The organism is Parasphingopyxis sp. CP4 (assembly GCF_013378055.1).
Taxonomy (GTDB): Bacteria; Pseudomonadota; Alphaproteobacteria; order Sphingomonadales; family Sphingomonadaceae; genus Parasphingopyxis.
Window position 1 is genome coordinate 2795372 of record NZ_CP051130.1, and the last position, 25645, is coordinate 2821016.

Consider the following 25645-nt stretch of genomic DNA (forward strand, 5'->3'; position numbering starts at 1 on the left):
GGCACTCGACTCATCCCCGGGTGCACGTTACGCCTACGTAAAGTCTCGGACACAGAAGACAGGATGCAGTGATGGGCGAAAAAGCGATCAGCGCTGAAGGCGTGGCAGAGAAAGATCGGATGAACGAAGACAATCTCGACGCATGGATGCGCGAGAATGTCGAAGGATTTGCAGGGCTTGCGGCCTATAGCAAATTTTCGGACGGGCAATCCAACCCAACCTATCGGGTGGAAGACCAGGCCGGGCAGACATTCGTACTGCGCCGCAAGCCATTTGGTGATTTGCTGCCCTCGGCGCATCAGGTCGAGCGCGAATATCGGGCGATCGCGGCGCTCCACCCAGTCGGCTATCCGGTCGCCAAGCCATTTGCGCTGTGCGAGGATGACAGCGTTGTCGGCTCGGCCTTTTACATCATGGATCTGGTCGATGGCCGCGTGCTGTGGGACGGGATGCTCCCCGGCATGGAGCCAGCTGAACGGAGCTCGACCTATAAGGCGATGATCGGCACGCTCGCGCGCCTCCACAATCTTGATTACAAGGAAATCGGCCTCGAACGGCACGGCAAGCCGGGCAATTATTTCGAGCGCCAGGTCCATACCTGGACCAAATTATATCGGATGGCCGAAACCGAGACGATCCCCGAAGTCGAAAAGCTGATCGAATGGCTGCCGACAACGGTGCCCGAACAGACGCGCACTAGCGTGATCCATGGCGATTACCGCCTCGACAATATGATTTTCCAGCCTGACCGGCCTGAGGTTGCGGCCGTACTCGATTGGGAGCTTTCGACGATTGGCGATCCGCTGGCTGATTTCACCTATCTTGCCCAGAATTGGGTGATGCATGGCGAGGGTGGATCGGCGCTTGCCGACCATGATTTGACCGGCACCGGAATCCCGACGATTGAAGAAGCGACGGAACTCTATTGTGAGCTTACCGATCGGGATTCCATTCCCGACATGAACTGGTATTTTTCCTATAATATGTTCCGCCTGACCGGCATTATCCAGGGCATCAAAAAGCGGTGGCTGGATGGCACGGCCTCCTCTGCGGAAGCGGAAGAACGATCCAAGCGCGTTCCTGAACTCGCCGAAGCATCCTGGGAGTTTGCCCGCGCCGCCGGAGCACCGGCCTAGCCCAACGCACAAGCGGGAGACTGAATCCATGTCGCTGTTCAATCTTGACGGCAAAGTCGCGATCATCACCGGATCCTCTCGCGGGATCGGCAAGGCGACGGCCGAAGAAATCGCTGCCAATGGCGGCAAGGTGGTCATCTCGAGCCGCAAACAGGCGCCGTGCGATGAAGTCGCCGCGGCGATCAATGCCGAGCATGGCGAAGGGACTGCGATTTCCGTCCCGGCGAATATCTCGTCGAAAGAGGATCTGGAGAATCTCGTGGCGGAGACCCGGAAAGCCTTTGGCCGGGTCGATATCCTGATCTGCAATGCCGCCAGCAATCCACATTTCGGGACGATGTCTTCGATTGCCGATGAGCAGTTCCGCAAGATCCTGGACAATAATATCCTCTCCAACCACTGGCTTATCCAGATGGTCGCGCCTGAAATGAGGGAGCGCAAAGAGGGATCGATCATCATCATTTCGTCGATCGGCGGGCTGCGCGGCTCGGTCGATATCGGAACCTATTGCATCTCCAAGGCAGCCGACATGCAGATGGCGCGCAATCTGGCCCATGAATTTGGCGATGATAATGTCCGGGTTAACTGCATCGCGCCCGGCCTGATCCGCACGGATATGGCGCGCGCGCTCTGGGAAAATCCCGACACAGAAAAACGCGTGACGGCGACCACACCGCTCCATCGTATCGGCGAACCGCATGAGATTGCGGGCGCTGCCGTCTATCTCGCATCCCCTGCCTCCACCTATATGACCGGCCAGGTGCTCGTCGTGGATGGCGGCCGCACAGTCTAACTGAAGGATCCAATATGAACCGCTTCGACGGAAAATCGATCATTGTTACCGGTGCAGGCTCGGGCATCGGCCGGGCGACCGCGCTCCGCTTTGCGGCCGAAGGAGGCAAGGTGGTCGCAGCGGACAAGATGCCAACGGTCCATGAAACAGCGGAGATGATTACCAGCGATGGCGGCACGGCGATCAGCGTCGAGATGGACGCGGGTAGTGAAAGCGAAGTCCAGGCGCTGGTGGAGAAGGCCGTCAGCGAACATGGCGGGTTGGATGTCCTGTTCGCCAATGCCGGGATCACCGGCGGACTGCCCGGGGGTCTGTTCGATGCCGATGCAGAAAGTTGGGCCGAAGTCTTGCGCGTCAATCTGATCGGCCCGTTCCTGGCGATCAAATATGGTGCACCGGAGATCGAGAAACGCGGTGGCGGCGCGATCATCTGCACCGCCTCTGTTGCCGGTATCCGTTCAGGCGCGGGGCCGTGTTCCTATTCGGCGTCCAAGGCCGGCGTGATCAATCTGGTGAAAACTGCGGCGCAGCAAATGACGAGCAGCAATGTGCGGATCAACGCGGTGTGCCCGGGGATCATCGAGACCGGCATGACCAAGCCGGTCTTTGATTTTGCGCGCGAAAAGGGCGTTGAAGGCAAGATCGGCCAGCTCAATCCGCTCAAGCGCGGCGGGCAACCTGAAGAGCTGGCCGGTGCGGTTACCTTCCTGGCGTCCGATGATGCGAGCTATGTGAATGGGCAGGCGATCGCCGTTGATGGCGGACTATCCTCTTCGCATCCCGTAACCCGTCAACTTCCAAAACAGGCAGCACATTAATGGCTCAGGATTTCTTCGCAGGAAAAGTCGCGATCGTAACCGGCGGGAGCCGGGGGATCGGCGCATCAACGGTTGAAAAGCTTGCCGAGCGCGGCGCGCGGGTCGCGATCAACTATTCGTCGAGCAAGGACGAAGCCGAGGCGATGGCGCGCGAGATTGGCGACAATGCAATCGCGGTGCAGGCCAATCTGGCGGCTGGCGAAGCCGAAAAGCTCGCCGAAGCGGCGCTCGCGAAATGGGGCCAGGTGGATTTGCTGGTCAACAATGCCGGGACGACCAAATTTGCCAATCATGAGGATCTGGACGCACTGTCTGCGGACGATTTTCTTGACATCTACCGCCTTAACGTCGTCGCCGCTTATGAGATGATCCGGGCCTGCGCGCCAGCCATGCGCGATGCAGGCGGGGGCTCTGTCGTCAATGTCGCCTCGATTGCCGGCACCCATGGTATTGGATCGTCGGTTGCCTATGCCGCGTCCAAGGGCGCGATGGTGACGATGACGAAATCGCTCGCGCGGTCACTGGCGCCCGAAATCCGGGTCAACGCCATCTGCCCCGGCTATGTCGGTACCGGCTGGTTTGCAGACCGGCTGGGCGAAGAGGGGCTCAAGGCAATGAACGAGATGATTGCCAGCAAGGTGCCGCTCGCACGCGCCGGACAGGCTGAGGATATCGCCGATGGAATATTGATGTTCCTCGACGATGCATCCCGTCTCGTGACCGGTGAAACATTGTTGCTCGACGCCGGGTCGCATCTCGACCTGAGACTATCGCGCCGTCCCGGCCAGGAGATTTGATCCATGAAATACCGCCAGCTCGGCTCGAGCGATCTTGAAGTATCGGAAATCTCGCTCGGCACCTGGCTGACCACCGGTGTGGGTATCGAGAAGGATCAGGCAGTTGCCTGTATCAATCGCTGCTTCGATCTCGGGATCAACTTTATCGATACGGCCAATGGCTATGGCCGCGGTGCATCGGAAACGGTGATTGGCGAGGCACTGTCGGGCCGTGCGCGGGACAGCTATATTCTTGCAACCAAGGTCTTTTTCCCGATGACGAAAGAGGATCGCGGCCTGTCGCGCGCGCAGATCCTGAAGCAGATTGATGCATCGCTTGCGCGGCTGCAGACCGATTTTGTCGATCTCTACCAATGCCATCGATATGACGAAGATACACCGCTTGCCGAGACGATGGAGGCGCTGACCGATATCGTGAAGGCCGGCAAGGTGCGCTATATCGGCTTTTCCGAATGGGCGCCGGACCAGATCCAGGCGGCACTGGATATGGCGCCGGAGATGGAAAAGTTCGTCTCGAGCCAACCCCAATATTCGCTGCTCTGGAGGCGACCCGAAAAAGCCGTGATACCGCTCTGCAAGGACAATGGCGTGTCGCAGATCGTCTGGTCGCCGCTCGGCCAGGGTGTGCTCACCGGCAAATATGACGCCGATAGCCCGCCACCCTCCGATAGCCGCGCCGCGAGCGATGATATGGGCGGCTTTATGGAACGGCTGATGCGGCCCGATGTCATTCGCGCGGTCGATACGATCAAGCCGCTGGCCGCCGAAGCGGGATGCAGCATGGCACAATTCGCACTCGCCTGGGTGCTGCGCGAAGCCAATGTTGCCTCGGCGATCGTCGGCGCAAGTCGGCCCGAGCAACTGGATGACAATGCCGCGGCCAGCGGGCTCGAAATTGACCCGGCCCTGTTTGCCAAGGCCGAAGAGATAGTGGGCGCCATTCCGCGACCCTAGAATAGAGAAACAACATGAATTTACAGCAGATTTTGGCGAGTTTTGCGCCGAGTGACGATGGGCATAATGTGGACATCCCGCCCTCCTGGATGCAAGGGCGCACCGCTTATGGCGGTCTAAGTGCGGCCATCGGCCTGCATGCAGCGCAGCAGTCGGAAGAGGATCTGCCGCCACTGAGGTCGGCACAGATTTCCTTTATCGGTCCGCTGGCGGGCAGCGTCTCGGTCACGACAAAGTTGCTGCGCCGTGGGCGGACAGCGGCCTTTATCCAAGTCGATATCATCAGCGAGAAGGGCCTTGGTGTCCGGGCCATCTACGTCTTCATGCAGGCGCTCGATTCCGAGGTTGATTATGCCCATCATGACGCGCCCGATATTGGCGCACCGCCGGAAGGCGAGGAGCTGCGATCCGGTCCGCCGGAATATTTCACCAGCAATTTCGAATATCTCGAAAGCCGCCATCCGGACGCTGAAGGCAAGCCGCGTTTCACCCGTTGGCTGCGTTTGAAGGAGCGGGATGGACTCGATCCGATGATCGAATTGATGGCGATGGGCGATGCCCTGCCACCCGCCGCCGTTGCGCTGCAGTCTCGCGGCGCGCCGGTCAGCTCGATCAACTGGTTCGCCAATGTACTCGAACCCAAGCCGCTAACCGAAAATGGCTGGTGGCTGGTCCAGACGGAAAGCGACATGGCCCGCCACGGCAATAGCAGCCAATATAACGGGCTATGGTCGTCCGACGGAACGGCCGTGCTGTCGGGAATGCAGAGCGTCGCGCTGTTTAGCTAAGCGGCGGCGCCCTCTTCCTCACCCACACCGAAATAGAGTTTCGGCAGGTCCTTTTTCAGGATCTTGCCATTGGCGTTGCGCGGCAGCGTCTGTTCGACAAAGACGATCTTCACCGGGATCTTGAACTTGGCGAGACGTTCGCCGACCCAGCCCTGAAGCTCGGCTTCACTGACATCAACGCCCGGCGAACAATGCACCACCGCGGCCGGCTCTTCGCCCAGCTGCTTGTGCGGCAAGCCGATCAGCGCTGCGTCGGTCACGGCCGGATGATCGTAGAGGACATTTTCGACTTCGGATGAGTAGATATTCTCGCCGCCGCGAATGATCATGTCTTTCGCTCGATCGCAGATATAGCAAAAGCCTTCCTCATCGAGCTTTGCGAGATCGCCGGTGCGGATCCAGCCATCGACAAAGGTTTCTTCATTGGCTTCGGGCTTGTTCCAATAGCCTTTGACGACCATCGCGCCATAGGCCCAAAGCTCGCCAATCTCGCCGGTCGGCAGCTCCTCGGTGCCGTCTTCCGACATGATTTTGAGCTTGGCGACCGGTACACATGGGCCGCAGCTTTCCGGGCGATTAAGATAGTCTTCAGCGCTATGACCGGTCACCGATCCAGAGGTTTCCGTCATGCCCCAGCCCATGGCGGGTGACGAATTGAAATCGCTCTTGATCTTGCGAACGAGGTCCGGCGAGGCCGGTGCGCCGCCATAGGTGATGCTGTCGAGGCTCGACAGATCATATTGCGCACGATCCGGATGTTCGAGGATCTGCCAGGCAATGGTCGGAACACCGCCTGTGAGTGTGACTTTCTCACGCTCGATGATTTCCATTGCGCGAACAGTATCCCATTTGTGCATGAGCACGAGCTTGGAACCGCCGGCGATGATCGGTCCCATCATCGCGGTACAGCCGGTGACGTGGAACAAGGGGATCACCAGCAAAACGCACATCGGATCGGGCAATGTACCGGGAGGTGGCAATTCTTCGCCGCGGCGAACCGCGCCGCGCGTGGTTGCGTAACCGGTCGACAGCAGGTTTGTCAGCGAGTTGCGATGCGTTGCAACTGCGCCTTTGGGTCGACCCGTGGTGCCGCTGGTATAGAGGATCGAGGCATCGGTTTCCGGACCGACATCGGCGGCAGGGAAATCGGTGTCAGCAAGATCGCCCCATGTGTCGCTGGTGCCGATCAGATCGGTCAACGCGACAAGACCTTCGTCCAGATCTCCACCCGGACGGGTGACGATGATCTTTTCGATGTTCGGCAAATTTTCGAGCGCCGGCTTGATCCGTTCATAGCGTTCGCCATCGGCGATCAACATTTTTGATCCGGAATCCTGCAAGCCATATTCAAGCTCGCCACCAGTCCACCAGCCATTGAGCGGTACGGCTATCGCGCCAATCGAGAGAATCGCAAAATAGGCAACCGGCCATTCAGGCAGGTTACGAGCGGCCAGCGCGACACGGTCGCCTTTCTCAACGCCCATCTCTTTGAGCTTGTGCGAGAGGGTCGCAGCCGCCCGGAACCAGGCGTCATAGGTGACGCGCTCATCTTCGAAGACAACGAACTCACGGTCGGCATACGCCGCGCGCGACATCCGCGCAAAGTCCGCAAATGTTGGAGGAATATTCTTCCAAACGGTGGTGGGGCGGCCATTGATTTCGACCTCTTCCGTCTCAAACGGGCTGCCTTCGCCGGTCAGCGCTGCATTCGCTTGATCCAACGATACAACGGGCCAATCGGGATGGTCGGGATTCAGGTTGATGTCCGTCACGTATACTCTCTCCAAAAGAAATGGCCGGTAGATTCGCGAATCCCCGGCTTCTGCCTTCCCTTCTAGCTATGGCCCGCGGGGATTAATCTCAAGGGGATAGAGTGCTTTCCGTAACGACAGCCTTGCCAGCCCCATCCGCGATGGGCGACAAGCCAAAGAAAAACCCGGCAGGAGAATCACCAAATGTCCGTAATCAGCACCGAACGCCATGACGATGTCTTCGTCATCATTTCCAACAATCCGCCGGTTAATGCACTCGGCCAAGCTGTCCGCCAGGGCTTGGCTGAAGGCATCGACGAGGCCCTGTCCGATGATAGCATCAAGGCGGTAGTGATCCGTTGCGATGGGCGCACTTTTTTTGCCGGTGCTGACATCACCGAGTTCGGCAAGCCGCCCCAGGGCCCCGGCCTGACCGAAGCAATCGACAAGCTTGAGGCCAGCGACAAGCCAGTTGTAGCGGCGATCCATGGCACAGCTTTGGGCGGTGGGTGTGAGGTTGCGCTCGCCTGCCATTATCGGGTCGCCGTCGCCTCTGCGAAACTTGGCCTGCCGGAGGTCAAGCTTGGCCTGATCCCGGGTGCAGCAGGTACGCAGCGTCTGCCGCGGGTCGTTGGCGCCGAAGCCGCGCTGCCGTTGGTTGTGGTGGGCAATCCGATTCCCGCAAAATCAGCCCAGGCAATAGGGTTGGTCGATGCAATTGTCGGTGAGGACAGTCTCGCCGCCGATGCCATCGCCTTTGCGCGCGAACAGATCGGCAAACCCGTGCCGCGGTCCAGCGAAGGCACGGCCAATCGCGATGGCGTTGAAAATCCAGCGATCTTTGACGAGTTTCGCGCCAAACATGGCCGCAAGCTGCGCGGCTTCGATGCGCCAGAGGCCGGTATCCAGGCCGTTAAGGCAGCAGGTGAAATGTCCTACGAAGATGGCGTGAAGAAAGAACGCGAGCTCTTCATGGGGCTGATGTCGGGCACGCAATCGGCCGCGATGCGCCACTATTTCTTTGCCGAGCGGGCCGCCAACAAGATTGAAGGCATTGCCAGGGATATTGAACTCCTGCCGATCAAAAAGGTTGGCGTCATCGGTGCCGGCACCATGGGGGGCGGAATCTCGATGAACTTCCTGTCCGCTGGCATCCCGGTCACGATCCTCGAGATGGAGCGGGAAGCGCTCGATCGCGGCACCGGTGTGATGCGCGCCAATTATGAGCGCACGGCGAAGCGCGGGCGGATGACTGACGAGCAGGTGGAACAGGCCATGGGCTTGCTGTCACCGACGCTGGACTATGGCGATCTTGCCGATTGCGATCTCGTGATCGAAGCCGTGTTCGAGAATATGGACGTGAAGAAGCAAGTCTTCGCCAAGCTCGATGAGACGGTGAAGCAGGGTGCGATCCTTGCCTCGAACACCAGCTATCTCAACGTCGATGAAATCGCGACGGCGACCAATCGACCTGATCATGTGCTGGGCCTGCACTTCTTCTCGCCGGCCAATGTCATGAAGCTGCTTGAGGTCGTGCGCGGCGACAAGACGTCGGACCAGGTGCTCGCCACCTGCATGAAGCTGGCGAAAAAGATCGGCAAGATCGCAGTGGTAGCTGGCGTCTGCGATGGTTTCATCGGCAACCGCATGCTCAGCCCGCGCCAGCAGCAAGCCAATGCGCTGATCATGGAAGGCGCAAATTATTGGGAAGTGGACGAAGTGCTGCTCGATTTCGGTTTCCCGATGGGGCCGTTCCAGATGTCGGACCTTGCCGGCCTTGATATCGGTTGGCATCGCGATCCGACGCGCATTGAAACAGTGCGTGACGCGCTGTGCGCCATTGATCGCCGTGGTCAGAAAACCGGCGCCGGTTTCTATGATTATGACGAAGCACGGCAACGCACTCCGTCCGACGATGTGAAGAAGATCATCGCTGACTTCGCCGAGAAACAGGGCGTGGCCCAGCGTGAGATTTCCAAGGAAGAGATACAGGAGCGGCTGCTCTACCCGATGGTCAATGAAGGCGCGCTGATCCTCGAAGAGGGCATGGCGCAACGGGCCAGCGACATCGATGTTGTCTGGATCAACGGCTATGGCTGGCCGCTCTATACGGGCGGTCCGATGTTCTGGGCCGATACGGTGGGCCTCGATGCTGTGGTTGCCGGTCTCGAAAAACACGCAGCTGCACTGGGTGACAAGTTCACGCTCTCGCAATTGCTGGCCGACAAGGCTGCAGCAGGAGAAAGGTTCAACGGATGATCGAAGTCAGCGAGAAATCCGCGATCGAAACCGCCCGGGCCATTGCCAAGGGCGAGACCAGCGCGGTTGCCGAATGCGATGCGGCCATTGCCCGGATCGAAGAGCGGGATAGCGATATCAATGCCGTTATTGTGCGTGACTTCGATCGGGCGCGTGAAGCGGCGGCGGAAGCCGATGCGGCTGTCGCAGCCGGAGAAGCCCGGCCGCTGCTTGGTGTGCCGATGACGATCAAGGAATCGCATGACATCGCCGGCTTACCCACGACCTGGGGCGTGGAGATGGCGAAGGATTTCATCGCCCAGAAGGATTCGCTGGTTGTCCAACGGCTCAAAGCGGCTGGCGCGGTCTTTGTCGGCAAGACCAATGTGCCGCCAATGCTGGCGGACTGGCAATCGGACAATCCGGTCTATGGCCGAACCAACAATCCGCATGATCTGTCGCGTGTTGTCGGTGGATCCTCGGGCGGATCGGGTGCGGTACTCGCTGCGGGTATGGTGCCGCTCGAATATGGTTCGGATATCGGTGGATCGATACGCATTCCGGCCAATTATTGCGGGGTGTATGGGCTCAAGCCGAGCTATGGCATTGTTCCGTTGGAGGGCCATTATTTCCCCGGGACGGACGGGGCGGACATTCCCCTGTCGGTGACAGGGCCGCTGGCGCGTACCGCCGAGGATCTTGCGCTCGCGATCAACCTGACTTCGGATATTGCCTTGCAAGGCGCACCATCGCGCTCGCTCAAGGATTATCGGCTGTTGGTGATCACAGATACTGAGCTGGCGATTGTCGACGACGAGATTGCCCAGGCCGTGGAAAGTATCGCGGCCCAGTGTGAAAATGCCGGAGCCACGGTATCGCGATCGAGCGATCTCCTGCCGGACCTTGCGGGCCTCCACTCGCAATATCTGCACATGTTGTTGACGGTATTGGCGGTGCGCGATCCGACCTCCGAATATCCGCTACCGGACCTTCCCGGCTGGTGCGATATGCTGGACCAGCAGGCGCGGGCACGGCGGCACTATCGCGCTTTGTTTGAGGAGTTTGATGCGATCCTGTGCCCCAATGCCGGCACGACGGCGTTCCCACATACGCCTGTGCCGATGAACGACCGCAAGCTGATCGTGAATGGTGAAGAGCAGGAGTTCGGCAAACAGTTTGGCTGGGTGAGCATTGCCACCTATCCCGGCTTGCCGGCGGTCAGCGCGCCGATTGGGGCGGATAGCGAAGGCCTGCCGATTGGCTTGCAGATTATCACCGACTTCCATGCCGACCATACCGCCGTCGAGCTTGGCCGGTTGATCGGCGCATTGGGCAATGGCTGAGCGTCACGCCTCTGAAACGGCGCTGGCCTGGCTGACCCTTTTCTCGACCAGCGTGCATTTCATATTGGAGACCTGGTACCATCTCGAATGGGGCCAGCCACTTCAGGCGCTGATTGTCGACTATATCTGCGTTGCCCTGATGGTGTTGGGCGGCGTCGCGTCCTTGCGTCTCCGCCCGCGCAGTGCAGCCGGCCTGTTGGCCGCAGGCTGGGCCTTCTCGCTCGGTTTTGGCTGGCGCAGCGGCTTTGGGCGGCTGGAGCTCCGCAATAGCGGTGCGGCCAATGTGCAGGGTGAGGCGGATTTTGTGATGCCCATCATCCTCGCATCGCTCGCGGTTGTCGCGATCTGCCTGCTTTGGTCGCTGTGGCTCGCATGGCGCCAGGCGCGCGGCGTAGCCGATCAAGATTGAACGCACCCGCCCTTGTCTTTGCCCTTCAGCTATGCTTGACGTTAACGGAAACTAGCTGCGCAAAGCAGGTTAACAAAGAGGATCGAGATGGCTGGGCTTAGCGACGAACAAGTGATGCTGCGCGATATGGCGCGCGAATGGTCTGACAAGGAAAACCCGGTCAGCGCGTTTCGCAAGATGCGCGATAGCGGCCATGATGAAGGCTATGATCCAGCGGTCTATGGCCAGATGGCCGAGATGGGCTGGACCGGCATTGTCATTCCTGAAGAACATGGTGGTAGCGGCTTCGGTTTCACCGGGTTGGGCCTGGTGCTCGAAGAGCTGGGTCGCAATATCGCCGCGGCGCCGCTCGCCGCGTCCTCGGCAGCAGCAACAGCAATCATGCTCGGCGGTTCGGACGAACAGAAGGCCAAATATCTGCCCAAGATTGCGAGCGGTGAATTGGTTGCAAGCCTCGCTATCGACGAAGGCGCGCATCATGATCCCGATGCGATTGATACGGCTGTCGAAGGCGGCAAGCTCAATGGGACCAAGGCCTTTGTGGCAGAAGGCGATAGCGCCGGACTCTTTGTGGTGGCTGCCAAAGACGGTCTCTATCTGGTCGATGGCGATGCAGACGGCGTCTCCCGCTCCAGCCGCGAGGTGGTCGACTCCCGCAGCCATGCCGAGATTGCATTCACCGACGTCGCGATCGGCAATGATTCCCGATTGGCCGAAGGTGGCGATGATCTGCGCGATAAGGTATTGGATTGCGCCCGCGTCATTGCCTGCGCGGAAATGCTGGGCCTCGCCGTCCAGGCATTCGCCACCACCAATGACTATCTCAAAACCCGCGTTCAGTTCGGCCAGGTGCTGTCGAGCTTCCAAGCGCTGCAGCATCGGATGGCCGAGATGTTCGGTGATATCGAGATGATGCGCTCGGCAGTCGAAGGCGCGCTTGCCGCGCTTGATTCCGATATCGGCAGTGCTGGGCAGACGGTCGCCGCGGCCAAGGCCACGGCCAATGATGTCGTCCACCGGATCACCCATGAAATGATCCAGATGCATGGCGGTATTGGCATGACCGACGAGCATGATGCCGGCTTTTATTTCAAGCGGGCACGCGTGCTAGAAAACCAATGGGGCAATTCCGGCTATCATCGGGAACGCTTTGCCGAGTTTAATGGCTATTGAGCCGCGCACTGACACCCTGTGACGGATGACGCCGCCGATCTTGAGCGGCGCGAAGCCGAATATGAGCAGTTCGTCGAGGACAACCTTCGCGCCAATTATATAGCGCATTTCGCCCATGGCATGCTGGGGATGACGGGTTTCCGCATCCTCATGGCGCCGACCTTTCTGCCGGCCTATCTCTTTGCACTTACCGGTTCGAATTTCCTCGTTGGACTCGGCCAGGGCCTGCTTCAGGCCGGCGCGGCGGTATCGCCGATGATCAGCGCATCGAACCTTGAACATCGCACCAAGGTCATGCCGCGCGCGATCCAGATCGGCATCGCAATGCGGGTCCAGATCCTCGGCCTGGCGCTCGCCGGTTTTTACCTTACCGGTTCGATGCTGCTGTTCGCGACATTCATGTTCCTGTTCCTGCTCGGCTTTTTCCAGGGCCAGCAGCGCGTCGCCTTCCAGATGCTGCTTTCCAAAGTGATCCCGATTGCACGGCGTGGGCGATTACAGGCCTATCGCAATGTCGCAGGGGCGGGCATCGCGGCATTGCTGTCGTTCTTCGCCGGGGCCTATTTCATCGAGCAGGAAACGCTGGGCAATGGCTATGCGACGACCTTCCTGCTGTGCTTCATCCTTACGAGCCTTGGCCTCTACGTGCTCTATCGTTTCGTCCGTGAGCCCGAGCCACCGACGGTGCGCCCCAAAATGGCGATGCGCGATCGTATCCGTGAGTTTCCCGAAATCCTGGCAGATCGGGACTATCGCTGGTTCCTGATCGCGCAGCTATTCTCGGTCGCCGCGCGGATCTCGATGCCATTCTATATTCTCTACGCGGCAGAACAGATGAGCATGAACGGCGCGACAATCGGATTGCTGACCGTCGCATTTCTCGGCGCCGACACCATCGCCAATATCCTGTGGGGCCATCTGGGCGATCGCTATGGCTATCGGTTGACGATGATGCTGTCGCTGGCGATGTGGCTCGCTGCTCTATTCCTGTTGCTCGGAGCGGATGGTCCGCTACCGATCTTCATCGCCTTTTTCGGGATCGGCGCGTCCATGTCCGGCTATATGATGAGTGCGACGACGATTGTATTGGAGTTCGGCTCGCGGGACGACTTGCCGATGCGCCTTGCCCTGTCGACGTCGGCGGAAACAACGATGGCCGCCATTGGCCCGCTGGCCGGCGGCATCATCGCGGCGGCCTTTGGTTATGTGCCTTTGTTCTGGCTTTCGATCGGGCTGCTGATCATCTCGCTTGCCGTCCTCGCGCTGTTCGTTCGCGAACCGAGAACGAGGAGCTGATCAGCTAGCTCGGCAGTTGCGCCTTGTCGAACCCGTCCCAGCAGCTGTCATAATCGAGCTGCAACAGCGGCGTATCCATCGCAAAGCGTGTCGGACGGATCGGCAGGCAACTTTCGAACATGAAGGCCATCGTGTCATCGATCTTCTGTGGAGCAAGATCTGCGGCCATCGCATTTTCGGTCGACACCTTGTCTGGCCCATGGGCGCTCATGCAATTGTGCAAGGACGCACCGCCCGGCGCAAAACCACCGGCTTTCGCATCATATTCGCCATGGATAAGCCCCATAAACTCGCTCATGATATTGCGATGGAACCAGGGCGGACGGAATGTGTCTTCGCCCACCAGCCAGCGCGGCGGGAAGATCACGAAATCGCAATTCGCGGTGCCCGGGTTACCCGAAGGCGATGTCAGTACCGTGAATATTGAGGGATCGGGATGGTCGAAGCTGATCGAACCGATCGTGTTGAAATGCGCAAGATCATATTTCACCGGCACGAGATTGCCGTGCCAGGCCACCACATCGAACGGCGAATGATCCAGCGTCGTTGACCACAATGATCCAGAGAATTTCTGGACCAGTTCAACCGGCTCGTCGCTATCTTCATAGGCCGCAACCGGGGTCAGAAAATCGCGCGCATTGGCAAGGCCATTCGAACCGATGGGTCCAAGGTCGGGCAAGCGAAAGGCCGCACCGTAATTCTCGCAGACATAACCACGCGCTTCACCATCGACGAGCTCGACCCGGAATTTCATGCCGCGCGGAATGACGCAAATCTCGTTCGGCGCAACATCGAGCACGCCCATCTCGGTGACGATCCGCAGCGCGCCCATTTGCGGTACGATCAGCACCTCGCCGTCTGCATTGAAAAACGCGCGACCCTCCATCGACCGATTGGCCGCATAGAGATGGATCGCGATGCCCGTCTGGCTGTCGGCGGCGCCATTGCCAGCCCAGGTGACAAGGCCATCGACCCAGTCGAGCTCGGCTTCCGGCATCTCCAGCGGACTCCAGCGCAGCCGATTGGGTTCGAACGCCGCACCCGAAATCGGAGCCGTCTCGATCCGTTCGCCGCCCGAATAGGGTTCGAACCGGCCATGCATGGCGCTCGGCCGCATTCGGTAGAGCCAGCTGCGACGATTGTGATCGCGCGTGACGGTGAACGCGGTGCCCGAAAGCTGTTCGGCATAAAGGCCGAAGGCCGGGCGCTGCGGGCTGTTGCGGCCGTCTGGCAATGCCCCTGCGACCGCCTCGGTCGCGAATTCATTGCCGAAGCCGGATTGATATTCAAGGTCGGTCATTTTTCCCTTCCTTCCCTCTCCCCTGGTGGGAGAGGGTTGTGCAGATTTGGCAGCTTGCTGCCTAGTCGGAGCTGGGTGAGGGGGGAAGTGTTTGCGTTGCAAACACGTGCTTCTTGGTGCCGCTCACCCTCATCCAACTGCGCCTAGGCTCACAATGTTCGCCAAGGCTCCCTATCCTTCTCCCATCAAGGGAGAAGGAAGAATGTACCTAGGCTTCTTCTTTCGCCGGAATCACACCCCGATTGATCTGATCGAGCTCGATGCTTTCGAACAGCGCCTTGAAATTGCCTTCGCCAAAGCCGTCATTGCCTTTGCGCTGGATGATTTCGAAGAAGATCGGGCCGACCATATTCTCGGTGAAAATCTGGAGGAGCAGGCCGCCGCCGGTTTCCGGCGCGCCGTCGATCAGGATCTTCCGCTTGCGCATTTCTTCGACATTATGGCCATGTCCGGGGAGGCGCTTGTCGAGCAGGTCGTAATAGGTGTCCGGCGTGTCCTGGAACCGCACACCGCGGTCACGCAGCATGTCTACTGTGCCAAAGATATCGTCCGTCGACAGGGCGATATGCTGGATGCCTTCGCCCTTATAGTCGCGGATAAATTCTTCGATCTGCGAATGTTCGTCCTGGCTCTCGTTGAGCGGGATCCGGATCTTGTCATCCGGGGCGGTCATCGCCCGGCTGAACAGGCCCGTTGATTGGCCTTCAATGTCGAAATAACGGATTTCGCGGAAGTTGAAGATCTTCTCATAATATTCGGACCAGACGTCCATCTGCCCGCGTTTGAGATTGTGCGTCAGGTGATCGAGCGTATGAAGGCCGACGCTGCTGTCATCTGCCGTAGCGCCCTCGACGGGTTCGAAATCGATATCATAGATGGTGGCCGCACCGCGCTTGTCGACGAGATAGAGATTGGCGCCGCCAATGCCCTTGATCGCCGGGATGTTGAGTTCGGCCGGGCCGACCTTGCCTTCGACCTGCGTCGCGCCGCGTTCGATAGCGAGGTCCAGCGCCTTGGCTGCATCTTCGACGCGGAACGCCATGGCGTTGGCGGACGGGCCATGGGTCTCGCGAAATTTTGCGGCCTGGCCATCGGGCTCCATGTTGAGGATGAAGTTGATGTCGCCCTGCGTGTAGCGGCGGACATTCTTGCTGCGATGATTGCCGATATGGGTGAAGCCCATTTTCTCGAACAGATCGGCGAGTGCATCAGGATCCGGGCCGGTAAATTCGACAAATTCAAAGCCGTTAAGGCCCATCAGGTTTTCGGGCGGGTTTTCGGGTGGGTTTTCGGGTGTGTGGGTCATATGACTATTCCTGTAAAATGAGGTGCAAGCTTGGGAGGCCGCCGTTTCTCGCGGATTTGCGTCGGCAGGCCGGGGCGCGCGCGTATGGCGCGCGGCAGGCTAGCTCGCGAGCGAGCGGCTGAGCCGGTGGACCGTCCAATAAGCGTTGGAATAGCAGAGTCGGTTCATGCAGCGGAATATAGCGCAAGAATCCGCTTTTGTCAGGCTTGGGATGGCACCGGCGAGAAATCGTCGCGCTGCGGGCGACTAGCCGAGCCGCAGCGTGACAGTCGCGCAGAGACGGTCGGCTTGATGGACCGTGACCGTAATTTGGTCGTCCTTGGACTTTTCCGGGACCAAGGTAACGTGAAACGGGGTGCTCAGCTCGACGAATTTATCGAACTGCATCTCCCCGCCATGACAGGCCTGGACAGCGCCGTCCGCCATCTGGCTCGCAAATTGTCGGCCGATTTCTGCCAGATGCGTTGCGTTTACATGATCGCCTGAACCGCTGAGATAGGGATTGCCTGGCGGAAACCCGTTTTCCTTGGTGATAAGGCCTGGCGCAGAGGGTACATCGCCATCGATGATTGCGCCGAGCACGCTCACACCCTGATCGCCGAGCGCAACGACATCGCCGTCGACATAGGTGAACTCAATTGGGGCCGCATCTTCGGCCACCGCTTGTTTCTTTTCCTCGCGCCAGGCTTCGAAATTGCGGTTCTGGAAAACAACACCGGTGCCGGTCATCCGATAGACAAGCGCTCCATCCCGATCGAACAGCGTCAGCCGATAGCCTATCGTTCCGTCTTTACCGTCCGGTTCCGCTATGCCGTGCGTGGCATGACCGACACCGGGTTCGCCGCACGTCCATTCGGTCTGGGTGAGGGCGGTCCATTTGGTCGGATCCAGCGTTCCGCGCGCGGCACTGGCGCCACTCGCCACCCAGAAATTGACCGTCTGGACGACAATCGGGTCATGCGGATCGAGCGCGAGCCATGGCCATTTCTGTTGATCGTCGGAACAGCGGAAAATTACGCCGTCATCGTCCAGTACGTGATGAGAATGGGTGAATTGTTCGATATCGGCGATGGGCATGGCGCGCAGGATTGCAGACCCGGTCGCGCGTTACAACCGGATGCGTCTATCCAAGGACACCCTCGCGGCGCAGGGCTTCGCACTCTTCGGTGGTTAGCCCAAGCTGATCGGTGAGTACCGTGTCCGTGTCCTGACCAAGCGCAGGAGGCGCGGTGTTGCTATCCTGTGGTGATGCGGACAGTCGGAGCGGGCTGGCGACCTGCGGTATGCCGTCAATTTGCTGACCCAATCCGCGATGTTGCGCCTGGGGTTCGGCAAAGGCCTGCTCGATCGTGTTTATCGGCCCATAGGGGACATTCGCGTCGATCAGCGCGGCCGTCCATTCGGCACTGCTGCGTGTCTGCATTGCTTCGGCCAGTGGCGGGATCAGCGTGTCGCGATTTTCAACCCGCGCGCCGTTGGTTCGATAGCGCTCATCCTGGGCCATTTCGCCATGACCAACCAGCTCTGCGAAGCGCGCAAATTGGCCGTCATTGCCGACCGCCACAATGAGCCAGCCATCGGCGGTCTCAAACGGCTGATAGGGCACAACATTGGGATGCGCATTACCAGTGCGGCCCGGAGCTTCACCGGAAACCAGATAGTTGAGCGCCTGATTGCCAAGACTGGATAGCGCGACGTCGAACAGCGCCATATCGATATGCTGGCCCTTGCCGGTGCGTTCGCGTTGGTAGAGCGCTGCCAGGATAGCGGCGGCTGCATTCATGCCGGTTGTCAGATCGACCATCGCCACGCCCATGCGCCTCGGGGGCCCGTCTGCATTGCCGGTGATCGACATGAAGCCGCTCATCGCCTGGATCATCAGATCATAGCCGGGTTTGTCAGCGTCCGGACCATCCTGGCCAAAACCGGTGATCGAGCAGCAGATCAGGCGCGGGTTGAGCGCTGTCAGGCTATCGCGATCCAGGCCATATTTTGTAAGCCCGCCGCGCTTGAAATTCTCGACAACAATATCGCTCTTGGTTGCGAGCTCACGGATCAGCCGTTGCCCTTCGGGCTGGGCAATATCGATCGCGACCGATTTCTTGTTGCGATTGGCGGCCAGATAATAGCCGGCCGTGCGATCGTCACCCTCACCCAGCCAAGGCGGGCCCCAGCCGCGCGTATCATCGCCGACGCCCGGTTTTTCGATCTTGATGATCTCGGCACCCAGATCGCCCAGCATCTGCGTGGCCCAAGGGCCGGCAAGGACGCGGCTAAGATCGAGGACGCGAACGCCCGAGAGCGCTTTTTCCATTAGCCGGTAAAGGCCTGGATGCCGGTGATTGCCCGGCCCAGGATCAGCGCATGCACATCATGGGTGCCTTCATAGGTGTTCACCGTTTCCAGGTTCACCAGATGGCGGATCACATGATATTCGTCAGCGATTCCGTTGCCGCCATGCATGTCGCGCGCATTGCGGGCGACATCGAGGGCCTTGCCGCAATTGTTGCGCTTGATGAGGCTGATCATCTCCGGCGCCCAGGTGCCGTTGTCGATATTACGACCAACCGTCAGCGCGGCGTTGAGGCCGAGCGTGATTTCGGTCTGCATATTGGCAAGCTTGAGCTGGACCAGTTGGGTTGCGGCGAGCGGCCGGCCAAACTGTTTGCGATCGAGTGTATAGTTGCGAGCCCGGTGCCAGCAATCTTCCGCGGCACCCATCGAGCCCCAGGCGATACCGAACCGCGCCTTGTTGAGACAGCCAAATGGTCCACCCAGGCCGCGCGCATTGGGGAGCTTGTTTTCTTCGGGAACGAATACTTCGTCCATGACGATTTCACCGGTGATCGAGGCGCGCAGGCTCATCTTGCCTTCGATCTTGGGGAAGCTCAGGCCATCCATGCAGCGCTCAAGAATGAAGCCACGGATCACGCCGTCATCATCCTTTGCCCAGACGACCGCGATATCGGCGATCGGCGAATTGGTGATCCACATTTTCGCACCGCTCAGCGAATAGCCGCCATCGACGGACTTGGCCCGGGTCTTCATGCCGCCTGGATCGGATCCTGCATCGGGCTCGGTCAGGCCGAAACAGCCCACCATTTCCCCGGTTGCAAGCTTGGGCAGATATTTTTCGCGCTGTTCTTCGCTGCCATAGGCATGGATCGGATGCATCACGAGCGACGATTGGACGCTCATCGCCGAACGATAGCCGGAATCAACGGCTTCCACCGCCCGGGCCACCAATCCGTAGGACACATGCGAGACGCCGGCACAGCCATAACCGTCGATGGTTGCGCCCAACAGGCCCAGTTCGCCAAGCTCGGTCATGATCTCCCGATCGAATCGTTCTTCGCGAGTCGCGGTCAGAACGCGCGGAAGCAGTTTTTCCTGCGCATATGTCCGGGCTGTCTCGTAAACCATCTTCTCTTCGTCGGTGAGCTGCTCTTCGAGCAGGAACGGATCGTCCCATCGATAGGAGAATTTGGCATTTTCAGATGATTTTACAGGGGCTTCGGCATTCACAGGCTGATTCCTCGTCTGGTGTGCGGCGGCATTAGCATAGCGGGCGGATTAGCGCGACTATTGCGCAAAAAACCGCATTAACCAAAAAAGCGTGATCTGTGTCACATCCCGTTCATGCGGCGTGGGCAATAAGGGCTTCACCGGGCAGGGGCGCAGTTAGCGAATTTGTTCGGAACAAGCCATCATGGGATGCCCGGTTTTATGCGACCCGGCCGGTCTCCCATGGTGGCTTGAACCATTTGTAGCTGGGGAAAGTCTCGTCTCGGCATCAGCTTCACTGATCAGTTCCCAGTTTTCCCTCGCCTGGTCGACCAGGGCAGCGTGTTCGTCTAATCCAATTAGTACGTTACGTACTTTGTGCGCTATCGCTACGATCAGGGGAGACGATTATGAGATATGTGATTTCGATTCTGGTGATCGCGACAATGGGCATGCCAGCGGCGGCCGACGTAACTGTAAGCACGATTGTCGACGAAATTGAAGCAAGCGGCGGTGTTGCAATCGGCCCCGACGGACATCTCTACCTTGCCGATTTCGGTATCACTCTCTCACAGGCCGGCGGACAGAATATTTATCGGATCGCTGCGGATGGCAGCAGCGTTGAGGTTTTGAATTCCGAATTTGGTGGTGCGTCAGGCAATGCTTTTGGCATGGATGGTTATTTGTACCAATCCGATGTCGCGCGGGGCGAAGCCTATCGGATCGCGATGGACGGTACGCGAACGCAAATTGCCCGGGACATGGCATCGCCGGTCGGGATCGCGCCCAACGCTGATGGCACCGCCTATGTTACAAATTGCGTCACCAACCAGATACTGGGAATAAATGCCGACGGCACGACCAGCGTCCTTGCCGAAGGCGCGCCACTAAACTGTCCCAATGGTCTGGCATATGGTGGTGATGGTGCACTCTACACCGTAAATTTTCGCGACAATTCGATGATACGAATTGATCCCGATAGCGGTGAAATGCAGATTGCCGCGGATTTTCCGGGCAATGGGAACGGCCATCTCGCCTGGGCGAATGACCGCTTCTACGTCGCCAGCTTCCAAGGCGGCCGCATCTACAGCCTGATACTGGGTGGTGAGATGTGCCATCTCGCAGGAAGCGGAACCGAGGCGAACCAGGATGGCGATGGCGCTGCAGCCAGTCTCTTCCGGCCGAACGGTGTCGCAATTAGCGCCGATGGCGACACGCTCTATACCAATACCGTGCTTTCAATCGTTGGTCGTGCCGACCCGCAATTGCATCCCAATTCTCTGCGGCGTGTCGACGGGTTGTTATCGATGCTGGAATGCCCGGACGATCGCATTGTCACGGGCGAAGAGAATTCAGGCTAGGCCAGCTCTACCGCCACTGCCGTTGCTTCCCCTCCGCCGATGCACAAGCTTGCGACGCCGCGCTTGAGGCCCCGTTTTTCGAGCGCATTGAGCAAGGTTGCCATGATCCGGGCGCCCGAAGCTCCGATCGGATGGCCAAGCGCGCAAGCGCCGCCATTCACATTGATCTTGTCGTGCGGGATGCCGAGTTCCTGCATCGCAATCATCGCGACGACCGCAAAGGCTTCGTTGACCTCGAAGAGATCGACTTCTTCGATTGTCCAGCCAGCCTTGTCGAGGACCTTGCGGATGGCTGGAACCGGAGCTGAGGTGAATTTGCCGGGTTCATGGGCATGGGCGGCGTGCGCTACGATACGCGCCTTGACCGGCATGTCTTTTTCCTCCGCCACGCTTTCGCGGGTCAGAACGAGCGCGGCCGCACCATCCGAGATGGAGGAAGCATTGGCCGCCGTAACCGTTCCGTCCTTGGCAAAGGCAGGACGAAGCGTCGGGATCTTGTCTGGACGTGCATTGCCAGGCTGTTCGTCGGTATCGACGGTCACGCTGCCCTTGCGGGTCTTGATTTCAACCGGGGTGACCTCGCCATCAAAGGCGCCGCTTTCGATTGCGGCATTGGCGCGGGCCAGGCTTTCGATGGCGTAGGCGTCCTGGGCTTCGCGAGTCAGCTGGTATTCCTGGGCGGCTTCTTCAGCGAAACTCCCCATCAATCGGCCTTCCTCATAGGCATCTTCAAGGCCGTCGAGGAACATGGAATCCTTGGCCACATCATGGCCGATACGCGCACCGCTGCGATGCTTGGTCAACAGGTAAGGCGCATTGGTCATGCTCTCCATGCCGCCCGCAACGATGATATCGGCGGTTCCGGCTTTTAGCGCGTCATGCGCCATGATCGCGGCTTGCATGCCGCTGCCGCACATCTTGTTGACCGTTGTCGCTTCAGTGGAGATCGGCAGTCCGCCACTCATGCCGGCCTGGCGGGCAGGCGCCTGCCCCAGCCCGGCGGGCAGCACACAGCCCATGAATATCTGCTCGACATCGGAGCCTTCAACACCAGCCTTGTCGATCGCCGCGCTGACAGCAGTTGCGCCCAGTTCGGTGGCCTTGGCGGCGGCGAGGCTGCCTTGCATGCCGCCCATTGGTGTGCGGGCATAGGAGGAAATGACGATTGGATCGGCGGACATAAGCGACTCTCTGTTTTGCGTGAAATCTATCCTCCCCCAGATAAACCTTCGACCAACCGCTTTCCAGAGCCGATGCCCAACCTTTCATATGCGCGCGGTTATGCTAGCTATCCGCGCATATATGTCTTCAGAGGGGAATATCATGTCGCGGGTCAGCCTATTTCATGTCGCAGCCAGTGCACTCGCACTCACCATTGCCGCACCGGCTATCGCGCAAGATTCAGATGAAGCTCCGGAATGGGATGTTTCCAACCCGCCGCTGCCGACCCGGCCCGTCACGATCGATGTGACGGAAGGCACCTGGATGAATGTCGATGTCAGTCCCAATGGCCAGACGATCGCCTTCGATCTTCTGGGCGATATTTACACCATGCCGATTACCGGCGGGACACCAACCCGCATCGCCAGCGGCCTGGCCTGGGAAGTCCAGCCACGCTTTTCGCCCGATGGTTCGCGCATTGCCTTTACCTCGGATCGGGGTGGTGGCGACAATATCTGGATGATGGACGCGAATGGCAGCAATATGCGCCAGGTCACGAATGAAAATTTCCGCCTGCTCAACCAGCCCGACTGGTCGCCGGACGGGCAATATATTGTCGCGCGCAAGCATTTCACCACGGGTCGCTCGCTCGGCACAGGTGAGGTCTGGCTCTACCACGTGTCTGGCGGTGCCGGCGTTCGGCTTGTCGAGCGACCCAACGAGAATTTCCAGAAGGATCTCGGCGAACCGGTCTTCGCGCCGGATGGCGAGGGTGTCTATTTCAGCCGCAACACAACCCCGGGTAACCAGTTCATCTATGCCCAGGATTCCAATACCCAGCTCTTTGCCGTTGAACGCTATGACATGGAGACCGGCGAGCGCGAGACGATTGTCGATGGACCGGGCGGCGCGCTGAATCCGCGCCCTTCACCGGATGGGCGCTATATGGCTTTCATTCGCCGCGATCGCACCCAGTCTGTTCTCTATGTCAAGGATCTGAACAGCGGTGAGGAGCGTGCGATCTATGACGCGCTCGATCGCGACATGCAGGAAACCTGGACGGTGTACGGCACCTATCCGCGGATGGACTGGACGCCGGACAGCAGCAGCTTAGTCTTTTGGTCCGGCGGGCATATTCGCCGGGTCGATGTCGCCAGTGGCAATGCCGATATCATCCCGTTCCAAATCTCCGACACACGCGACGTAATCGATCCCCCGCGGCCGGAAATCGAAGTCGCGCCGACCAATTTCACGACCCGAATGCCGCGTTTTGCGAGCGTTTCACCCGATGGTCGGCAGGTTGTGTTTGAGAGCCTGGGTCGGCTCCACATCCGCAATATGGGTAGTGGATCGCCGCGACGCCTGACCAGCCAGTCCGACGCGTTTGAACTCTTTCCGAGCTGGTCCCGCGATGGACGGCGTATTGTCTATGTGCGCTGGAGCGATGACGGACTTGGCCAGATACGCGTGATGAATGCCAATGGCGGCGGCGATCGCGCCGTTACGAGCCAGCCCGGCCATTATCGCAACCCGCGTTTCTCGCCCAATGGCAACATGATCGTGTTTGAACAGGGCGAGGGTGGATTCCTGACCTCGGGCGATTGGTCCGAAAGGCCAGGCGTATATCGGGTCTCGGCGAACGGCGGTGCCGCAGAACGGATCACTGAGTCTGGCTCCAATCCACACTTTGGCGCGAGCGGCGATCGGGTCTTCCTGACCGTCAGCGAAGAAAATAAGCAGCGGCTAATCAGCGTCGATCTATCCGGCAATGATCGCCGTGTGCACGCATCCGGCGAGCTTGTGACCGGTTATGAGGTGTCTCCAGACGGCGACACGCTCGCATTTACCGAGAATTACAACGCGTTCGTCGTGCCGATGATGCCGGGGACCCAGGATGTCGAGCTCAAGGCGGATGCAACTTCATTGCCGATCGTACGGGTCAGTGGTGACGGCGCCTCCTATATGAGCTGGAGCAACAATGGCGACCGGCTGCACTGGTCGCTCGGCCCGACGCTCTATTCGGCAGCGGCAAACACCATCTTTCCGACATCGCCAGCGGCCGAGGGCGAAGAGCGCCCCGATTTCGTGCCGCCAGCCAGCGGTGTTTCGATAGCTGTTTCCGCTCAGGCCGACCGACCGTCTTCGCGCGTGGCGCTTACCGGTGCCCGTATCGTGACGATGCAGAGCGAAGATGGTGGCATCATCGAAAACGGAACGATCGTCATTGACGGCGATCGGATCGCGGCGGTTGGCGCGGCCGATTCAACGGCCATTCCGGCTGGCTATCAGACCGTGGACGTTGCCGGTGCGACGATCATTCCCGGTATCATTGATGCCCATGCCCACGGACCTCATGGGGTTGGCGATATCATCCCGCAACAGAACTGGCACACAATCGCCCATCTCGCCTTCGGTGTGACGACGGTCCACGATCCATCCAATACGGCGAGCCACATCTTCCCGGCTGCCGAGATGCAGCAGGCGGGGTTGATCCTCGCGCCGCGGATCTTCTCGACCGCCGAGATCGTTTATGGCGCGCGGGCACCAAGCCGCTATGCGCTGATCAACAGTCTTGAGGATGCACAGCAACATGTCCGCCGGTTGCGGGTGCAAGGTGCCCATTCGATCAAAAACTATAACCAGCCGCGCCGCGAGCAACGCCAGCAAGTTGTCGCCGCCGCTATCGAACAGGATATCGCGGTCGTCGCGGAAGGCGGGTCGCTGTTCGGAATGGATATGGCACTGATCGCCGACGGGAATACGACGCTGGAGCATAATATCCCGCAGGCGGTTCTCTACGAAGATGTGCTGAGCTTCTTCGGCCAGACCAATGTCGGCTACACGCCAACCCTGGTGGTCACCTATTCGGGGCTGGCAGCGGATCCCTATTGGCGGGCGCATACTGATGTCTGGCGGCACCCAATCCTGTCGCGTCATGCGCCGCCGCGCATCCTGCAGGCCAACTCGGTACGCCGTCCGATCGCGCCGGAAGAAGATTATGTCGATGACGAAGCCGCTGCAGCTGCCCATGCGCTCGCGCAGCGCGGGGTGCCGGTCAGCATCGGTGCGCATGGCCAGGAAGAGGGCCTTGCCGCACATTGGGAAATGTGGAGCTTTGTCCGCGGCGGGATGAGCCCGTTGGAAGCATTGCGAACCGCGACGATCGTCCCGGCTCAGGCTTTGGGCTTTGCCCGCGATATCGGCAGCCTCGAGGCTGGCAAACTCGCCGATCTCGTCATTCTAGACGCAGATCCAACCGTCGACATCCAGAATAGCGACGATATTCGCTATGTGATGATCGGTGGACGACTCTATGATCCGCTCACGATGAACGAGACGATTACCGGCAATCGGACGCGTGACCCGTATTTTTGGGAATAGGCTTAAGGTTAACATCCTCAGATTTCGACGAAACGAGTCAGGCGTGCGGCGCGCTGTTGCCGGACCGCACGTCGCTCATTCGCGCGCAATGTTGCACCGCCTATAGTCATTCCTCGAACGGCGAGCGGGGGCTTGC

At 59.4% G+C, this 25645-nt stretch carries 20 protein-coding genes; 13 read left to right on the forward strand and 7 right to left on the reverse strand.

The features are described from left to right. Window positions 1–71 precede the first annotated feature (71 nt). The 6 genes from HFP51_RS13740 to HFP51_RS13765 are packed head-to-tail and all read left to right on the forward strand — an operon-like array spanning window position 72 to window position 5286. Entirely contained in the window at window positions 72–1136 is a 1065-nt protein-coding gene (locus tag HFP51_RS13740) for a phosphotransferase family protein (RefSeq protein ID WP_176876276.1), read from the forward strand. 28 nt (window positions 1137–1164) lie between these two features. Next, window positions 1165–1929 carry an SDR family oxidoreductase gene (locus tag HFP51_RS13745; protein WP_176876277.1) on the forward strand — a complete coding sequence of 255 codons (765 nt, stop codon included), beginning with the start codon at window positions 1165–1167 and terminating at the stop codon, window positions 1927–1929. A gap of 14 nt (window positions 1930–1943) precedes the next feature. After that, window positions 1944–2747: an SDR family NAD(P)-dependent oxidoreductase gene (locus HFP51_RS13750; RefSeq protein WP_176876278.1), complete on the forward strand. Its 804-nt coding sequence runs from the start codon at window positions 1944–1946 to the stop codon at window positions 2745–2747. Beyond that, window positions 2747–3544 carry an SDR family NAD(P)-dependent oxidoreductase gene (locus tag HFP51_RS13755; protein ID WP_176876279.1) on the forward strand — a complete coding sequence of 266 codons (798 nt, stop codon included), beginning with the start codon at window positions 2747–2749 and terminating at the stop codon, window positions 3542–3544. The genes HFP51_RS13750 and HFP51_RS13755 overlap by 1 nt, the downstream gene beginning before the upstream one ends. Window positions 3545–3547: 3 nt before the next feature. Continuing rightward, a complete protein-coding gene (locus HFP51_RS13760) occupies window positions 3548–4498 on the forward strand; it encodes an aldo/keto reductase family protein (RefSeq protein ID WP_176876280.1) in 951 nt (316 codons plus the stop codon). 14 nt (window positions 4499–4512) lie between these two features. Next, window positions 4513–5286 carry a thioesterase family protein gene (locus HFP51_RS13765; RefSeq protein WP_176876281.1) on the forward strand — a complete coding sequence of 258 codons (774 nt, stop codon included), beginning with the start codon at window positions 4513–4515 and terminating at the stop codon, window positions 5284–5286. Here the strand turns inward: HFP51_RS13765 and HFP51_RS13770 are convergent. After that, complete coding sequence (locus HFP51_RS13770) at window positions 5283–7058, reverse strand: class I adenylate-forming enzyme family protein (protein WP_176876282.1); 1776 nt, start codon at window positions 7056–7058, stop codon at window positions 5283–5285. The genes HFP51_RS13765 and HFP51_RS13770 overlap by 4 nt on opposite strands. Before the next feature lie 183 nt (window positions 7059–7241). On the opposite strand from HFP51_RS13770, the gene HFP51_RS13775 reads away from it, so the two are divergent. The 5 genes from HFP51_RS13775 (at window position 7242) to HFP51_RS13795 (ending at window position 13496) form a co-directional block, all read left to right on the forward strand. After that, on the forward strand, window positions 7242–9296 hold the full coding sequence (locus HFP51_RS13775; RefSeq protein WP_176876283.1) for a 3-hydroxyacyl-CoA dehydrogenase NAD-binding domain-containing protein: 2055 nt from the start codon (window positions 7242–7244) through the stop codon (window positions 9294–9296). Beyond that, entirely contained in the window at window positions 9293–10618 is a 1326-nt protein-coding gene (locus HFP51_RS13780; RefSeq protein ID WP_176876284.1) for an amidase family protein, read from the forward strand. Before HFP51_RS13775 ends, HFP51_RS13780 begins: the two co-directional genes overlap by 4 nt. Next, complete coding sequence (locus HFP51_RS13785; protein ID WP_176876285.1) at window positions 10611–11027, forward strand: hypothetical protein; 417 nt, start codon at window positions 10611–10613, stop codon at window positions 11025–11027. Before HFP51_RS13780 ends, HFP51_RS13785 begins: the two co-directional genes overlap by 8 nt. An 87-nt stretch (window positions 11028–11114) precedes the next feature. Beyond that, window positions 11115–12200 carry an acyl-CoA dehydrogenase family protein gene (locus HFP51_RS13790; protein WP_176876286.1) on the forward strand — a complete coding sequence of 362 codons (1086 nt, stop codon included), beginning with the start codon at window positions 11115–11117 and terminating at the stop codon, window positions 12198–12200. An 18-nt stretch (window positions 12201–12218) separates the two neighbouring features. Then, window positions 12219–13496, forward strand: a complete 1278-nt coding sequence (locus HFP51_RS13795) for an MFS transporter (protein WP_255454684.1) — start codon at window positions 12219–12221, stop codon at window positions 13494–13496. A gap of 4 nt (window positions 13497–13500) precedes the next feature. Here the strand turns inward: HFP51_RS13795 and hmgA are convergent, their stop codons facing one another. The 5 genes from hmgA to HFP51_RS13820 form a co-directional block, all read right to left on the reverse strand. Continuing rightward, a complete protein-coding gene (hmgA, locus tag HFP51_RS13800) occupies window positions 13501–14796 on the reverse strand; it encodes a homogentisate 1,2-dioxygenase (RefSeq protein ID WP_176876287.1) in 1296 nt (431 codons plus the stop codon). A 208-nt stretch (window positions 14797–15004) separates the two neighbouring features. Then, a complete protein-coding gene (gene hppD, locus HFP51_RS13805; protein ID WP_255454685.1) occupies window positions 15005–16102 on the reverse strand; it encodes a 4-hydroxyphenylpyruvate dioxygenase in 1098 nt (365 codons plus the stop codon). Between the two features lie 246 nt (window positions 16103–16348). Beyond that, window positions 16349–17179, reverse strand: coding sequence for a hypothetical protein (locus HFP51_RS13810; RefSeq protein ID WP_176876288.1), 831 nt, complete (start codon window positions 17177–17179; stop codon window positions 16349–16351). 46 nt (window positions 17180–17225) lie between these two features. Further along, window positions 17226–18416 carry a CaiB/BaiF CoA-transferase family protein gene (locus tag HFP51_RS13815; RefSeq protein WP_176876289.1) on the reverse strand — a complete coding sequence of 397 codons (1191 nt, stop codon included), beginning with the start codon at window positions 18414–18416 and terminating at the stop codon, window positions 17226–17228. Beyond that, a complete protein-coding gene (locus tag HFP51_RS13820; protein ID WP_176876290.1) occupies window positions 18416–19627 on the reverse strand; it encodes an acyl-CoA dehydrogenase in 1212 nt (403 codons plus the stop codon). The genes HFP51_RS13815 and HFP51_RS13820 overlap by 1 nt, the downstream gene beginning before the upstream one ends. A 389-nt stretch (window positions 19628–20016) precedes the next feature. On the opposite strand from HFP51_RS13820, the gene HFP51_RS13825 reads away from it, so the two are divergent. Next, window positions 20017–20967, forward strand: a complete 951-nt coding sequence (locus HFP51_RS13825; RefSeq protein ID WP_176876291.1) for an SMP-30/gluconolactonase/LRE family protein — start codon at window positions 20017–20019, stop codon at window positions 20965–20967. On the opposite strand, the gene HFP51_RS13830 is transcribed toward HFP51_RS13825, so the two are convergent. Further along, on the reverse strand, window positions 20964–22148 hold the full coding sequence (locus HFP51_RS13830; RefSeq protein WP_176876292.1) for an acetyl-CoA C-acyltransferase: 1185 nt from the start codon (window positions 22146–22148) through the stop codon (window positions 20964–20966). The genes HFP51_RS13825 and HFP51_RS13830 overlap by 4 nt on opposite strands. Before the next feature lie 142 nt (window positions 22149–22290). On the opposite strand from HFP51_RS13830, the gene HFP51_RS13835 reads away from it, so the two are divergent. After that, a complete protein-coding gene (locus HFP51_RS13835) occupies window positions 22291–25509 on the forward strand; it encodes an amidohydrolase family protein (protein WP_176876293.1) in 3219 nt (1072 codons plus the stop codon). The last annotated feature ends 136 nt before the right edge of the window (window positions 25510–25645 follow it).

Bases quoted from the DNA above. Each gene is read 5' to 3' on its own strand.
- HFP51_RS13835 (WP_176876293.1), top strand. From the start codon at position 22,291: ATGTCGCGGGTCAGCCTATTTCATGTCGCAGCCAGTGCACTCGCACTC.
- HFP51_RS13810 (WP_176876288.1), bottom strand. From the start codon at position 17,179: ATGCCCATCGCCGATATCGAACAATTCACCCATTCTCATCACGTACTG.
- HFP51_RS13780 (WP_176876284.1), top strand. From the start codon at position 9,293: ATGATCGAAGTCAGCGAGAAATCCGCGATCGAAACCGCCCGGGCCATT.
- HFP51_RS13750 (WP_176876278.1), top strand. From the start codon at position 1,944: ATGAACCGCTTCGACGGAAAATCGATCATTGTTACCGGTGCAGGCTCG.
- HFP51_RS13765 (WP_176876281.1), top strand. From the start codon at position 4,513: ATGAATTTACAGCAGATTTTGGCGAGTTTTGCGCCGAGTGACGATGGG.
- hmgA (WP_176876287.1), bottom strand. From the start codon at position 14,796: ATGACCGACCTTGAATATCAATCCGGCTTCGGCAATGAATTCGCGACC.
- HFP51_RS13745 (WP_176876277.1), top strand. From the start codon at position 1,165: ATGTCGCTGTTCAATCTTGACGGCAAAGTCGCGATCATCACCGGATCC.
- HFP51_RS13755 (WP_176876279.1), top strand. From the start codon at position 2,747: ATGGCTCAGGATTTCTTCGCAGGAAAAGTCGCGATCGTAACCGGCGGG.
- HFP51_RS13790 (WP_176876286.1), top strand. From the start codon at position 11,115: ATGGCTGGGCTTAGCGACGAACAAGTGATGCTGCGCGATATGGCGCGC.
- HFP51_RS13760 (WP_176876280.1), top strand. From the start codon at position 3,548: ATGAAATACCGCCAGCTCGGCTCGAGCGATCTTGAAGTATCGGAAATC.
- HFP51_RS13785 (WP_176876285.1), top strand. From the start codon at position 10,611: ATGGCTGAGCGTCACGCCTCTGAAACGGCGCTGGCCTGGCTGACCCTT.
- HFP51_RS13815 (WP_176876289.1), bottom strand. From the start codon at position 18,416: ATGGAAAAAGCGCTCTCGGGCGTTCGCGTCCTCGATCTTAGCCGCGTC.
- HFP51_RS13740 (WP_176876276.1), top strand. From the start codon at position 72: ATGGGCGAAAAAGCGATCAGCGCTGAAGGCGTGGCAGAGAAAGATCGG.
- HFP51_RS13830 (WP_176876292.1), bottom strand. From the start codon at position 22,148: ATGTCCGCCGATCCAATCGTCATTTCCTCCTATGCCCGCACACCAATG.
- hppD (WP_255454685.1), bottom strand. From the start codon at position 16,102: ATGACCCACACACCCGAAAACCCACCCGAAAACCCGCCCGAAAACCTG.
- HFP51_RS13775 (WP_176876283.1), top strand. From the start codon at position 7,242: ATGTCCGTAATCAGCACCGAACGCCATGACGATGTCTTCGTCATCATT.
- HFP51_RS13825 (WP_176876291.1), top strand. From the start codon at position 20,017: ATGAGATATGTGATTTCGATTCTGGTGATCGCGACAATGGGCATGCCA.